Here is a 13,365-nt window from a genome sequence, read left to right on the forward strand (position 1 = left end):
GGGGTCAGGACTCCTGGTCGTGCCGATTGACCCGCTCTTCCAACTTGTTCTGGAAGTGCGACAGCACCGTGGCCAGAATCCAGTAGATCAGCGCGGCGGCAAGATACATGGTGAAGACTTCGAAAGTCCGGGCGGTAATCAGCTGCGCCTGACGGAACAGCTCCGGCACCTGAATGGTGGCGGCCAGCGCGGTGTCCTTGACCAGCGAAATGAAACTGTTGCCCAGCGGCGGCAAGGCCGTGCGCATCGCCTGCGGCAGGATGGCCCGGCGCAGGGTCTGCGCGCGGGTCATGCCGATGCTCGCAGCGGCTTCCCACTGGCCGCGTTCGATCGAACCGATCGCGGCGCGCAGGATTTCGCAGGCGTAGGCGGCCATGTTCAGCGAGAAGCCGATCAGCGCCGCCGGCAGCGGGTCGAGTTCCATGCCCAATTGCGGCAAGCCGTAATAGATCACGAACAGTTGAACCAGCAACGGCGTGCCGCGAAAGAACGACACGTAGATGCGGGCCAGCCAGCTGACCGACTTGAAACGCGACAGGCGCATCAACGCCAGGCCAAAGCCCAGCAGCAGGCCGAAGAACATGCCGCCGAGGCTGAGGATTACCGTGTAGTACGCGCCCTTGAGCAGAAAGGGCGCGGAGTCCAGTGCGAGTTGGAAAGCTTCTTCCATTATTTGGTGACGTCAGCGTTGAAGTATTTCGTGGACAGCTTCTCAAGGGTGCCGTCGGCACGCAGTTCGTCGAGGGCCTTGTTCACGGCGGCCAGCAGTTCAGGCTCGCCTTTGCGCAGGGCTACACCGGCTTCCTGACGGGAGAAGGCTTCACCGGCAGCGACGGTTTTCGGCGCTTTCTTGGCGTATTCCAGCGCCGCCAGACGGTCGATCAGGATGGCGTCGGTACGGCCGTTGTTCAGGTCGGCGAACTTGGTCGGATCATCGTCGTAGGTGCGAACGTCGGCACCCGGCACGTTGGCGCGGACCCATTGTTCGTAGTTGGTGCCCAGACCCACGCCGACTTTCTTGCCGGACAGGTCAGCGGCGGATTTGATGTTCAGCGCGGCGGCCTTGTCTTTCAGCACCAGCGCCTGAATCCCGGAAACGGTGTACGGCTCGGAGAAGTCATACTTCTTCTTGCGCTCTTCGGAGATGGTCACCTGGTTGACCACGACGTCCAGACGCTTGGATTCCAGGGCCGCGAGGATGCCGTCCCACTTGGTCGGCTGGATCTTGGCCTTCACGCCCAGCTTCTTGGCCAGCGCTTCGGACAGCTCGACTTCGAAACCCGACAGCTTGCCGTCGGCATCGACGAAGCTGAACGGTGGGTAAGTGCCTTCCAGGCCGACGTTGATAACGCCTTTGTCCTTGATCTGTTGCAGTTGCTCACCGGCAACGGCGTTGCTGATCAGACCGGCGCTCAGTGCCAGGCCCAGCGAACCTACCAGCAGATTTCGACGTAGTGCGGAAAGAATCATGACAAGCCCCTGTGTTTTCTTATGGAAGACGCTTAAGGAAAGTTGGCGAATCCGGGAATTGGACGACAGCGCTATCCTGCCTTAAAGCAGCTTATGCGTCTCTCGCGAAATTCGCCTGCGGCGAGACTATATGACGGTTCTTTTAGAATGGAAAATAATGAATTATCCATTTGTTATTCTTTTAATGAATATGTATCCGAGCTGACGCTGAGCGTTCTCACGTCGGGCGCGGGAACGCGTTCAGGCCTAGAGAAAGTCCTTGTACGCGAACAACGCCGGGGCGCCGCCGGTGTGCAGGAAGATGATAGGGCCGTCGTCGAAACGCCCGCGACCGATGCCGTCGAGCAGCCCGGCCATGGCCTTGCCGGTGTAGACCGGATCGAGCAGCACGGCGTCCTGACTCGCCAGCAGCTTCACCGCCGACAGCGTCCCGGCGTTCGGCTCGCCGTAACGCGGGCCGAAGTATTCATCCCACAACTCGACCTTGAAGCTGTCCGGCAGCGCCACACCCAGAAGGTCGGCAGTGCGTTCGGCCAGACCCTGGACTTTCGGTCGCTGGTCTTCTTCGCTGCGCGATACCGTCACGCCGATCACCGGCAGTTGCGGCAGGGCTTCGCTCAAGGCCAGCGCCAGACCGCTGTGAGTGCCGGCACTGCCTGAGGCCAAAACGACGGCGGAGAATTGCAGCCCGGTGTCCTTGATCTGTTCCGCCAGCTCCAGACCGGCGCGTACGTAACCCAGCGCGCCGAGGGCGTTGGAGCCACCGATCGGCACCAGATACGGCTTCTTGCCGTTGCTGCGCAGGCGCACGGCGAGGGCGGCCAGTTGTTCGTCGGCGTTGTCGAGGTTGTCGACCAGCTCGACCTTGGTGTCGAACAGGTCCAGCAGCAGGCGATTGCCGTTGCCGGTGTAGTTGCTGTCGTCGGTGCCCAGCGGGTTTTCCAGCAGGGCCACGCAGCCCAGGCCCAGTTTCGCGGCCAGCGCGGCGGTCTGGCGAACGTGGTTCGATTGCAGTGCACCGGCGGTAATCAGGGTGTCCGCGCCTTGGGCGAGGGCATCGGCGGCGAGGTATTCGAGCTTGCGCAGCTTGTTGCCGCCCATGGCCAGCGGCGTCAGGTCATCGCGCTTGATGTAGACATCGCGGCCGAGCCAGGTGGACAGGCGCTCGAGTTTTTCCAGTGGGGTCGGTTGGCCGAGCAGGTCGAGGCGGTTAAAGCGGTCCAGCTGTTGTTTGATCGGTTGTGTGGACATGGTTCCGTACTGATGCAAGGAGATGTCAGGACTATAGGCACGCCGATTTACCGGGGCAACCGCCAATCGCTTATAGCCAAACGTGCTTAAGCCAGCACTATCGGTTCTTAATTCGCGCCGGTGGGGTTGCCGTAAAGTAGTCGCCGTTGACGCGGCCAGACAGTCCGGCCGCCCGTGAGGAGTCTTTACCGTGAGCGAGCGTTCCAGCCATTGGCAATTGCAGACCATCGTCAGCCAGCTACGTACCGCGCGGGATCAGTGGCGGGCACAAAATGGCCGTGCTTCCGGCGAGCAGGGCGGACGCGAGTTGCCGTCCCGTGATGCGATGGCGCAGATCCTGGAAGCCCTGTGCGGCGCACTGTTTCCGATGCGGCTGGGGCCGGTGGATCTGCGTGAGGAGAGCGAGGATTTCTACGTCGGTCACACCCTTGATGTCGCCTTGAATGCGCTGTTGGCCCAGGCACGACTGGAACTGCGTTACGTCGCCCGCCACAGCGCTCAGGCCGACACTGAAGTCGAGGCGCAGGCGATCAGGATCATTCAGGATTTCGCCCTCGCCTTGCCGGGGCTGCGCAGTCTGCTCGACACCGATGTGCTGGCCGCCTATCACGGCGATCCGGCGGCGCGCAGCGTTGATGAAGTTCTGCTGTGCTATCCGGGGATTCTGGCGGTGATTCACCATCGTCTGGCTCACCATTTGTATCGCGCAGGCCTGCCGCTGCTGGCGCGGATCAGCTCGGAAATCGCCCACTCGGCGACCGGCATCGATATTCACCCGGGCGCGCAGATCGGCCGCAGTTTCTTCATCGACCACGGGACCGGCGTGGTAATCGGCGAGACCGCGATCATCGGCGAGCGCGTCAGGATTTATCAGGCGGTGACCCTCGGCGCCAAACGCTTCCCGGCAGACGAGGACGGCCAGTTGCAGAAAGGTCATCCACGCCATCCGATCGTCGAGGACGACGTGGTGATTTACGCCGGGGCGACAATCCTTGGGCGGATCACCATCGGCAAAGGCTCGACCATCGGCGGCAACGTGTGGCTGACCCGCAGCGTGCCGGCCGGGTGCAACCTGACCCAGGCCAATCTGCAACATGATGACGGGACGCAGAAGTAAGACATCAAAAGCCACCCTCACCCCAGCCCTCTCCCCGGGGGAGAGGGAGCCGACCGAGGTGTCTTGCGCTATACATCGACCTGAAAAAACCAGTCGATTATGGATTCGGTGCAGCAAGATCAGGTCAGCGAAATTCTCAAGCATCCCCCAACCAGTCCCCTCTCCCTCCGGGAGAGGGTTAGGGTGAGGGCGCTTTTGACTTTGATTTTTCCACTGAACGAATCCGCCCATACCCCCGTCATACCCAACCTTGAGCTAGCGTACGAAAGGTACCGCTGAGCCCTGCGATTAGTCCTGAGCGTACTATCCATGTTTAACTTGAACGTTCATTCAAGTTAAACCGGCGGTTCGCTGCCCGCTCACAACAGGAGGCTTGCCTTTGCTGAGTCCGATCATTTCAGCCATTTTCCAACCCCTTGAGGTGCACTGTTCATGAGTGCATCGTCCACCCCCGCCAGCGGTCTGGTACGCATGAATCCGCCGGTGTTCTGGTTCGCCGCGACGGTGATCCTGCTGTTCGGCCTGACAGTCATCGCCATGCCCGAAAAGGCCGGCGCCTGGCTTCTCGAAGCGCAAAACTGGGCGGCCAACACGGTCGGCTGGTACTACATGCTTGCGATGACCCTGTATCTGATCTTCGTGGTGGTCACCGCATTGTCGGGCTACGGCAAGATCAAACTCGGTGCCGACCACGACGAGCCCGAATTCAGTTACCTGTCCTGGGCCGGCATGCTGTTCGCCGCCGGGATCAGCATCACGCTGTTTTTCTTCTGCGTGTCCGAACCGCTGACCCACATGATCCAGCCGCCGCAAGGCGAGGCCGGCACGGCGGAGGCGGCGCGTCAGGCGATGCAGATTCTGTTTCTGCACTGGGGCCTGCACGGCTGGGGCGTGTTCGCCTTTGTCGGCATGGCGCTGGCGTATTTCGCCTACCGGCACAACCTGCCGCTGGCCCTGCGTTCGGCGCTGTATCCGCTGATCGGCAAACGCATCAACGGCCCCATCGGCTACGCGGTGGACGGCTTCGGCATCATCGCCACGGTGTTCGGTCTCGGTGCGGACATGGGCTTCGGCGTACTCCATCTCAACTCCGGCCTGGACTACCTGTTCGGCATCGCCCACACCCAGTGGATTCAGGTCGGCCTGATCACGCTGATGATGGGTGCGGCGATCATCGTTGCCGTCTCCGGTGTGGATAAAGGCGTGCGGGTCATGTCCGACATCAACATGCTGCTGGCCTGTGCGCTGCTGCTGTTCGTGTTGTTCGCCGGCCCCACCCAGCATTTGCTCAACACCCTGATCCAGAACCTCGGCGACTACCTCGGTGCGTTGCCGATGAAGAGTTTCGACCTCTACGCCTACGACAAACCGAACGACTGGCTCGGCGGCTGGACGGTGTTCTACTGGGCTTGGTGGATTGCATGGTCGCCGTTCGTGGGTCTGTTCATCGCACGGATTTCCCGTGGCCGGACCATTCGCGAATTCGTCTTCGGCGTGCTGCTGATTCCGCTGGGTTTCACCCTGGCGTGGATGTCGATTTTCGGCAACAGCGCCATCGACCAGGTGCTCAATCACGGTATGTCGGCACTGGGCATGTCGGCCCTCGACAACCCGTCGATGACCCTTTACCTGTTGCTGGAAACCTACCCGTGGAGCAAGACCGTCATCGCGGTGACGGTGTTCATCAGCTTCGTGTTCTTCGTCACCTCCGCCGACTCCGGCACCGTGGTGCTCTCGACGCTGTCGGCCAAGGGTGGCAACCCGGATGAAGACGGGCCGAAATGGCTGCGAGTGTTCTGGGGCGCGATGACTGCACTGATCACCAGCGCGCTGCTGTTCTCCGGCAGCATCGATGCGCTGAAGTCGGCGGTGGTGCTGACCTCGTTGCCGTTCTCGATGATTCTGCTGCTGATGATGTGGGGCCTGCACAAGGCGTTCTACCTGGAGTCGCAAAAGCAGATCGCGCAACTGCATTCGCTGGCGCCGGTGTCCGGCTCACGGCGTGGCAAGGGCGGCTGGCGCCAGCGTCTGAGTCAGGCCGTGCACTTCCCGTCGCGCGACGAGGTGTACCGCTTCATGGACACGACGGTGAAACCGGCCATCGAAGAAGTGACGGCCGTGTTCGCCGAGAAAGGCCTGAACGTGATCACCCAACCGGATCCGGCGCACGACAGCGTCAGTCTGGAAATCGGTCACGGCGAGCAGCACCCGTTCATTTACCAGGTGCAGATGCGCGGTTACTTCACGCCGTCGTTCGCCCGTGGCGGCATGGGCTCCAAGCAGCTCAACAATCGCCGCTACTACCGCGCCGAAGTGCATCTGAGCGAGGGCAGTCAGGACTACGATCTGGTCGGCTATACGAAAGAGCAGATCATCAACGACATCCTCGACCAGTACGAACGGCACATGCAGTTCCTGCATCTGGTGCGTTGATCGGAGCAGGGCGCCGAGACGCTTTCAGGTCTCGGCGCTCAGCACCATGAACAACACCATCGCCGCCAGCGGCACGCCATACACGGCGCTGCCGATCGCAATCTCCGACCCCAGCGGCTGCCCGGCGTGCACCACGCCGACCGCGCCGTTGATCACCGTCAACGCCAGCCACAATGCCGCGAAGCCATAGGCCAGCGTCTGCCGACTGAAGCCGATGCGCTCGCCGATGTAGAACATCAGCGCCAGCAGGATCAGGCCGAAGAAGATGATGATTGCGGTGTGCATGGTCTGGATCTGCCTGTTAATGGAAGTCGTCCTGGCTTGCTCATGTTGAGCATAGGCCAGCTGTCAGCCTCATGTCGTTCGACACATCTCGGCACGTATCCATCTGTTTATGTGAGCTGCGTGTTAGGCGCGCTCACCGCCGATCTGGCTATTAAACGCGTGTCTGCCTGGTAGGCTAATATTTGTCCAAGTGTGTATGGTGTGTATTGGGCAGGACTTCCAGCTCCTAAAGTACGCAGCTCTTGCTGTCGGACAGGACGAAGGAAATGCGTAGTCGGGAAATGATCAGGATGATCGAGGAGGGTGGCTGGTATCTGGTCGCCGTCAAAGGCAGTCATCACCAATACAAGCATCCGGGCAAGCCAGGGAGGGTAACGATCAAGCATCCGGATTCGGATCTTCCCAAGGGTACGATCAACAGCATCTTGAAACAGGCGGGTTTGAAATGAAGCCTGTGATTGGAAACGAAAGTCCGTTCATGGACATGTCAGAGGAAGGACTTACTTACATGAAATTCCCGGTCGTTCTGCACAAGGATGCCGACTCAGACTACGGAGTGATTATCCCGGATGTACCGGGGTGCTTCTCCGCAGGCACTACGGTAGCCGAAGCATTTGACAACACTCTGGAGGCATTGGCCTTGCACTATGAGGGATTGGTCGCTGATGGCGCGCCGTTACCTCGGATCCAGGACATTGATGCCCATCTCGAGAATCCGGATTACGCCGGCGGTATCTGGGGTGTGGTCGAGTTTGATATCACCCCCTATTTCGGCAAGTCGGTGCGCTTCAACGCTACGTTGCCGGAGCAGTTACTGGAGCGTATCGATCAGACGGTTCGGCGTGACCAGCGCTACAGTACCCGCTCCGGATTTCTGGCCGCTGCTGCCTTGCGCGAGTTGTCGGCATAAGGCCGATTTACAGAGTTTTGGGTCAGGTACTTTCCCGCTCGATGACTTGGCATTGCAGCAGATTAAGTCGCTGCACCTCATCGTTCGGCAACACGCCCAGGCTTTCCAGCACCCGCGTCGCCGCCAGTACGCCGATCTCCAGCGCGGGCGGTTTGATGGTGCTCAGGCTTGGCAGCAGCATCTCGGCGAACGGGTAGTCGCCGAAGCCAAGGACGGCGCAGTCGTCGGGGATTTTGAGGCCGGTGCGTTGTCCTGCGAGCAGGCCGCCGGCGGCGAGGTTGTCGTTGGCGAAGATGATCGCGTCCGGGCGGGGTGAGGCATTCATCAGCGCTTCCATCGCTTGTTTGCCGGCCTCGAACGGGGCGCGATCGGCGTCCGGTTCAAATACCCAGGGCTCAAGTCCTAGCTCACGCACGGTCGCCGCATAACCGTCGCGGCGTTCCAGTGCGCTGAAGTCGCCGGGGGCGCTGTTCTGGACGAAGGCGATTCGCCGATAGCCTTTGCCGTGCAGATAACGAGCGGCGCTGACACCCACTTCGAAGTGCGAAAAACCGATTTGCATCGGCTCGCGATCCGGTTGGTAATCCCAGGTTTCGATCACCGGGATATCCGCTTCGGCGAGCATCTTTTCCGTGCCCGCGCTATGGAAATGACTGGTCACCACCAGCGCTGCCGGCGACCAGCCGAGGAAGGCCCGCACGGCGTTTTCTTCCTGCTCGGTGCTGAAGTAACTCGAGGCCAGAAGAAGCTGGTAGCCGTGACGGCTGAGGGTGTCGCTGAAGCCCTGAATGGTGTTGGCGAAGATCGGCCCGGAGATGTTCGGAATCACCATGCCGACGATTTTCCCCCGTGCCGATGCGAGCCCGCCGGCCACCAGATTCGGCACGTAACCCAGTTCAGCGACCACTGCCGCGATCCGTTCGCGGCGTTCGGGCGAGACCTGTTCCGGCTGGTTGAAGTAGCGCGACACGGTGATCGCCGAAACACCGGCTTGGCGCGCCACCGCATTGAGGGTCACGCGACCGGCGCCACGGCGTTTGCGGGGTTTTTCTTCGCTCAAGGCTCGATCCTTCTTAAAAACCAAAACGCATATAAAAGTAATTTTTCAGTATTGGACGGTCTATGTCCGGCTTGCCAATACTGGCGATGTTAGCGCTAACAAAGCGCGTTGTCTGCTACTCGCTCGAGCGAATGCCCAAGACACCGAGACAGGCGCTGTCGTCGCAGAACGGCAGCGGTTCAGGGCAACTTTTCGAGCGGGCAAACATGCACAACATTCCTGGGGCGACACACAAACTGGCGCAATCGATCCGCGCTGCGGGCTGGCTACTCACCGGGCTGGCCGCGCTGCCGCTGCCTGTCGCATTCGCCGCCGACAGCAACGATCAGGAGCCGACACTCAAGTCCGTCACGGTCACCGCCACCCGCCGCGAAGAGTCGCTGCAAAAGGTTCCGGTGGCGGTGTCGGTGATCGACGGCGAGCAACTGGAACGCGACAACCGCAACAGCGTGGCGAGCATTGTCCAGCAAGTGCCGTCGCTGAATTTCCGCACCGGCGCATCGAACAAGGACACTTCGTTGTTCGTACGTGGCGTGGGCACGATTTCTACCTCGCCAGGCGTCGAACCGACCGTGGCCACAGTAATCGATGGCGTGGTCTACGCCCGTCCCGGCCAGTCCACTCTGGATCTGCTGGACCTGGAACGCGTCGAAGTCCTGCGCGGCCCGCAAGGCACGCTGTTCGGCAAGAACGCCTCGGCCGGCGTGCTGAACATCACCAGCAAGGCGCCGACCGCCGAGACCCACGGCTACATCGATCAGTCGTACTACAGCGGCAACGAAAGCCGCACCCGTTTCGGCATCGGCGGCAGTCTGATTCCGGACACGCTCAAGGGCTCGATCAGCACCTTGTTCGGCACTTACGACGGCAACGTCGACAACCAGCACAACGGTCAGGAGGTCAACGGCTACAACCATCGCGGCGTGCGCGGCAAACTGGAATTCACTCCGAACGACGACATCACGTTCACCCTGATCGCCGACTACATGCAGTCCCACGATGACGGCCCCAACGGCGTCGTGACCAAGGCTCTGACCCCGGCGTTCGCCAATGCGTTGAGCCCGGTCGGCGCCACCAGTCACAACCGCGACATCAACACCGACACTCGTACCCACGTCGAGGACACCAACAAGGGCCTGTCCGGCCAGCTCGACTGGCAACTGGGCGATTACACCCTGACCTCGATCACCGCATGGCGCGGCTGGGACAACACTCAGTATCAGGATGGCGACCGCCTCGGAACAGTAACGACGGCGTTCCCCGGCACGGCGGACAAGGGCGATCTGGCCTTCAATCAGTACTCGCAGGAACTGCGTCTGGCGTCGCCGAAAGGCGAGTTCCTCGAATACGTCGGCGGCCTGTTCTACATGCACGGCAAGGATGAAGAGACCTATCAACGCACGCTGACCACCACCACCCGAACTGATCGCGGCGTCGCCGATTACAGCACCACCAGCGACAGCTACGCAGTGTTCGGCGAAAGCACGTTGAACTTCACCTCGGACTTGCGTGGCATCGCCGGCCTGCGCTACACCCATGACGATCTGGAATACGATCACCGTCGTGTTTCCACTTCCGCCACCACCGTCAGCGGCATTCAACCGGCGACCCGCAGTTCCGGTTCGGTGGACGAGGACGGCTGGTCCGGCCGGCTCGGTTTGCAGTACGACCTGAGCGATACCGTCACCACCTACCTGACCTACTCGCGCGGCTACAAAGGCCCGGCCTACAACGTGTTCTTCAACATGCAGCCACGCGATACCGAAGCCCTGAAACCGGAAACCTCCAACACCTGGGAAGCGGGGATCAAAGCCTCGTCCTGGAACAATCGCCTGACCACCAACCTCGCGGTTTTCCACAGCGACTACGACAACTATCAGGCGAACTTTTTCGACACCGTCGCCGGGCAGGTGGTAACGCGCCTGATCAATGCCGGCAGCGTCAGCACCGAGGGCGTGGAGCTTGATTTCGCCCTGCAGGCGACCCAGCAACTGAAGTTCTCCGGTGCGCTGGCTTACACCCGCGCACGCATCGACGAGTTCGCCTGCCCGGCGGGCGCGGCGGCGTCGTGCAACGTCAACGGCAAGCCGCTGCCGTTCAGCCCGGACTGGAAAAGCTACGTGCGGGCCGACTACACGATCCCGCTGGATAACGGCCTGGATATCGAACTCGGCACCGATTACAGCTGGCAGAGCGAAGTGCAATACGACATCAGCCAGAACGCCGACACCAAGCAAGGCGCCTACGGCCTCTGGAACGCCAGCGTGGCCCTGGCCGATTACACCAATGGCTGGCGCGTAGCGTTGCTCGGCAAGAACCTCACCGACAAGTCGTATTCGCCATTGCTCGCCAGTGGTGGCAACTACATCTACCGCGCCGTGCCCCGCGACGACGAGCGCTACTTCGGCGTGCAACTGCGCAAGGACTTCTGAAATGAGCAGACAGCTGAAACTCGGCGCGTTCCTCATGGCCACCGGGCACCACGTTGCCGCGTGGCGCCATCCGGACGTACCGGCCAACGCCGGGCTGGATTTCGCCCATTACAAATGCCTGGCGCAGATTGCCGAGGCGGCGAAGTTCGACACCTTGTTCGTCGCCGACAGCGTCGCCGCGCCAACCCAGGACATTGCCAGCCGCATGGCCCGTTCGGATCACTTCGAACCGTTGACGTTGCTCTCGGCGTTGAGCGCAGTGACCGAGCACATCGGCCTGATCGCTACCGCCACCACCAGCTACAACGAGCCGTACCACGTGGCGCGTAAATTCGCTTCGCTCGATCACCTGTCGGGCGGGCGAGCGGGGTGGAATCTGGTGACTTCGGACAACGCCGCCGAAGCGCAGAACTTCGGTCGCGACGAACACATTGGCCATGCCGAACGCTACAGCCGTGCCCGGGAATTTCATCAAGTGGTGACCGGGCTCTGGGACAGTTGGCAGGACGACGCCTTCATTCGCGACAAGGCCAGCGGCGCGTATTACCACCCGGAAAAACTGCACGTGCTGAATCACGTCGGCGAGCACTTCCGGGTCAAAGGCCCGCTGAATGTCGCGCGTTCGCCACAGGGTCAGCCGGTGATCGTGCAGGCCGGCTCGTCGGAAACCGGACGTGAACTGGCGGCGCAGACTGCCGAAGTGGTGTTCACCGCGCAGACCTCGCTGGCCAGCGCCCAGGCGTTCTACGCCGACCTCAAAGGCCGCTTGCCGAAGTACGGGCGCAGCGCCGATTCGCTGAAAATCATGCCCGGCGTGTTTGTCGTGGTCGGACAGACGGAAGCCGAAGCGCAGGAAAAATGTGAAACGTTTCAGCAATTGGTCGAACCCGAGGTTGGCGTCGCGCTGCTTGGGCGTATGCTGGGCAACTTCGATCTGTCGAAGTATCCGCTGGACGGGCCGTTGCCGGAGTTGCCGCTGACTGACAGCGGCCAGCAAAGCCGACAGAAACTGCTGACCGAACTGGCCGGCCGCGAGCATCTGACCCTGGCCGAACTGGGCCGCAGAATTGCCGGTGGTCGCGGGCATTACAGCGTCGTCGGCACACCGGCGCAGATTGCCGACCGTTTGCAGGAATGGTTCGAGCAAGGCGCGGCGGACGGCTTCAACGTGCTGGTGCCACACCTGCCCGGCGGGCTCGAAGACTTCGCCAATGGCGTGGTCCCGGAACTGCAACGGCGTGGGCTGTTCAGAACCGAATACGAGGGCCGGACCTTGCGCCAGAACCTTGGCCTCGCCCGGCCCGGCAATCGCTTTGCGTAGCAATCGACACCCATTTCAAGACCGACAAGAGAGGATTCGATGACTTACACCGCTGCCGAAAACCGCTATGACTCCATCCCTTACCGCCGCGTCGGACGCAGCGGTCTGGTATTGCCGGCGCTGTCCCTGGGCCTGTGGCACAACTTCGGCGACAGCGCGCCGATCGACACCCAGCGCGCCTTGCTGCGCACCGCGTTCGATCTGGGGATCAACCACTTCGACCTGGCCAACAACTACGGCCCGCCCTACGGCAGCGCCGAGACCAATTTCGGCCGTCTGTTGCGCGAAGACTTCAAGCAGTATCGCGATGAACTGATTATCTCCAGCAAGGCCGGTTGGGACATGTGGCCCGGTCCTTACGGGCAGGGCGGGGGCTCGCGCAAATACGTGCTGGCCAGCCTCGACCAGAGCCTGCAACGCCTGGGCCTGGACTATGTGGATATCTTCTATTCACACCGCTTCGACCCGGACACCCCGCTGGAAGAAACCGCCAGCGCCCTCGCCACCGCAGTGCAGCAGGGCAAGGCGTTGTACATCGGGATCTCGTCGTACTCCGGCGTGAAAACCCGCGAAATCGCTGCGTTGCTCAAAGAGTGGAAAGTGCCGTTGTTGATTCACCAGCCGGCCTACAACCTGCTCAACCGCTGGGTGGAAAAGGACCTGCTCGACACCACCGACGAACTCGGCACCGGCGTGATTGCGTTCACCCCGCTGGCGCAGGGGCTGCTGACCGACAAATACCTCAATGGCGTGCCGGCGGATGCGCGGGTCAATCGTCCGGGCGGTGGTTCGTTGCAGGCTTCGCACTTGTCCGAGGCGAACATTGCTCATGTGCGGGCGTTGAATGAAATCGCCAAGCGTCGTGGGCAGAGCCTGGCGCAACTGGCATTGGCGTGGACGCTGCGCGATCCTCGGGTGACTTCGGCGCTGATCGGCGCGAGCCGGCCGGAGCAGATTATCGAGAACGTTGGGGCGTTGAAGAATTTGAGCTTTAGTGCTGAGGAACTGGCGGAGATTGACCGGTTTGCTCAAGAGGGCGGGATCAATCTTTGGGAGAAGCCTTCGACGGCGGAGTGATTGAAATTG

12 protein-coding genes are annotated in these 13,365 nt (G+C 61.4%); 7 read left to right on the top strand and 5 right to left on the bottom strand.

The genetic code is table 11. The annotated features are described in order from the left end of the window. Positions 1 to 4: 4 nt before the first annotated feature. The 3 genes from tcyL to QR290_RS02260 all read right to left on the bottom strand — a co-directional run bounded on the left by tcyL (position 5) and on the right by QR290_RS02260 (position 2,721). A complete protein-coding gene (tcyL, locus tag QR290_RS02250) occupies positions 5 to 670 on the bottom strand; it encodes a cystine ABC transporter permease (RefSeq protein WP_011331947.1) in 666 nt (221 codons plus the stop codon). Next, positions 670 to 1,470: a cystine ABC transporter substrate-binding protein gene (gene tcyJ, locus QR290_RS02255; RefSeq protein WP_007952734.1), complete on the bottom strand. Its 801-nt coding sequence runs from the start codon at positions 1,468 to 1,470 to the stop codon at positions 670 to 672. Before tcyJ ends, tcyL begins: the two co-directional genes overlap by 1 nt. A 246-nt stretch (positions 1,471 to 1,716) precedes the next feature. Then, positions 1,717 to 2,721 (bottom strand): D-cysteine desulfhydrase, encoded by a 1,005-nt coding sequence (locus tag QR290_RS02260; RefSeq protein WP_207984698.1) that lies wholly within the window; start codon positions 2,719 to 2,721, stop codon positions 1,717 to 1,719. 190 nt (positions 2,722 to 2,911) lie between these two features. On the opposite strand from QR290_RS02260, the gene epsC reads away from it, so the two are divergent. Together epsC and betT are read left to right on the top strand one after the other, a co-directional pair. Next, the gene (gene epsC / locus QR290_RS02265; protein ID WP_007952730.1) at positions 2,912 to 3,838 is read left to right on the top strand and encodes a serine O-acetyltransferase EpsC; all 927 of its coding nucleotides are present in this window, start codon (positions 2,912 to 2,914) and stop codon (positions 3,836 to 3,838) included. 471 nt (positions 3,839 to 4,309) lie between these two features. Further along, the gene (betT, locus tag QR290_RS02270) at positions 4,310 to 6,271 is read left to right on the top strand and encodes a choline transporter BetT (protein ID WP_289205264.1); all 1,962 of its coding nucleotides are present in this window, start codon (positions 4,310 to 4,312) and stop codon (positions 6,269 to 6,271) included. Positions 6,272 to 6,295: 24 nt separating this feature from the next. On the opposite strand, the gene QR290_RS02275 is transcribed toward betT, so the two are convergent. Further along, entirely contained in the window at positions 6,296 to 6,556 is a 261-nt protein-coding gene (locus QR290_RS02275) for a hypothetical protein (RefSeq protein ID WP_007952727.1), read from the bottom strand. 266 nt (positions 6,557 to 6,822) lie between these two features. Between QR290_RS02275 and QR290_RS02280 the strand changes: the two genes are divergently transcribed. After that, the gene (locus QR290_RS02280; protein WP_289204245.1) at positions 6,823 to 7,005 is read left to right on the top strand and encodes a type II toxin-antitoxin system HicA family toxin; all 183 of its coding nucleotides are present in this window, start codon (positions 6,823 to 6,825) and stop codon (positions 7,003 to 7,005) included. Further along, positions 7,002 to 7,466, top strand: coding sequence for a type II toxin-antitoxin system HicB family antitoxin (locus tag QR290_RS02285; protein WP_435875066.1), 465 nt, complete (start codon positions 7,002 to 7,004; stop codon positions 7,464 to 7,466). Before QR290_RS02280 ends, QR290_RS02285 begins: the two co-directional genes overlap by 4 nt. A 22-nt stretch (positions 7,467 to 7,488) precedes the next feature. Here the strand turns inward: QR290_RS02285 and QR290_RS02290 are convergent, their stop codons facing one another. Continuing rightward, positions 7,489 to 8,526 carry a LacI family DNA-binding transcriptional regulator gene (locus tag QR290_RS02290; protein WP_115076170.1) on the bottom strand — a complete coding sequence of 346 codons (1,038 nt, stop codon included), beginning with the start codon at positions 8,524 to 8,526 and terminating at the stop codon, positions 7,489 to 7,491. A gap of 206 nt (positions 8,527 to 8,732) precedes the next feature. On the opposite strand from QR290_RS02290, the gene QR290_RS02295 reads away from it, so the two are divergent. From QR290_RS02295 to mgrA, 3 genes are read left to right on the top strand one after another with little or no spacing between them, the layout of a single operon-like run. Further along, complete coding sequence (locus tag QR290_RS02295; protein ID WP_289204247.1) at positions 8,733 to 10,958, top strand: TonB-dependent receptor; 2,226 nt, start codon at positions 8,733 to 8,735, stop codon at positions 10,956 to 10,958. Position 10,959: 1 nt separating this feature from the next. Further along, complete coding sequence (locus QR290_RS02300) at positions 10,960 to 12,279, top strand: LLM class flavin-dependent oxidoreductase (RefSeq protein ID WP_115076172.1); 1,320 nt, start codon at positions 10,960 to 10,962, stop codon at positions 12,277 to 12,279. Between the two features lie 39 nt (positions 12,280 to 12,318). Then, a complete protein-coding gene (gene mgrA, locus QR290_RS02305; protein ID WP_289204248.1) occupies positions 12,319 to 13,356 on the top strand; it encodes an L-glyceraldehyde 3-phosphate reductase in 1,038 nt (345 codons plus the stop codon). Positions 13,357 to 13,365 lie beyond the last annotated feature (9 nt).

The organism is Pseudomonas fluorescens (assembly GCF_030344995.1).
Classification (GTDB): Bacteria; Pseudomonadota; Gammaproteobacteria; order Pseudomonadales; family Pseudomonadaceae; genus Aquipseudomonas; species Aquipseudomonas fluorescens_BF.

Coding starts and splice junctions, on each gene's coding strand:
- tcyL (WP_011331947.1), bottom strand. CDS start 670: ATGGAAGAAGCTTTCCAACTCGCACTGGACTCCGCGCCCTTTCTGCTC.
- tcyJ (WP_007952734.1), bottom strand. CDS start 1,470: ATGATTCTTTCCGCACTACGTCGAAATCTGCTGGTAGGTTCGCTGGGC.
- QR290_RS02260 (WP_207984698.1), bottom strand. CDS start 2,721: ATGTCCACACAACCGATCAAACAACAGCTGGACCGCTTTAACCGCCTC.
- betT (WP_289205264.1), top strand. CDS start 4,310: ATGAATCCGCCGGTGTTCTGGTTCGCCGCGACGGTGATCCTGCTGTTC.
- QR290_RS02275 (WP_007952727.1), bottom strand. CDS start 6,556: ATGCACACCGCAATCATCATCTTCTTCGGCCTGATCCTGCTGGCGCTG.
- QR290_RS02280 (WP_289204245.1), top strand. CDS start 6,823: ATGCGTAGTCGGGAAATGATCAGGATGATCGAGGAGGGTGGCTGGTAT.
- QR290_RS02285 (WP_435875066.1), top strand. CDS start 7,002: ATGAAGCCTGTGATTGGAAACGAAAGTCCGTTCATGGACATGTCAGAG.
- QR290_RS02295 (WP_289204247.1), top strand. CDS start 8,733: ATGCACAACATTCCTGGGGCGACACACAAACTGGCGCAATCGATCCGC.
- QR290_RS02300 (WP_115076172.1), top strand. CDS start 10,960: ATGAGCAGACAGCTGAAACTCGGCGCGTTCCTCATGGCCACCGGGCAC.
- mgrA (WP_289204248.1), top strand. CDS start 12,319: ATGACTTACACCGCTGCCGAAAACCGCTATGACTCCATCCCTTACCGC.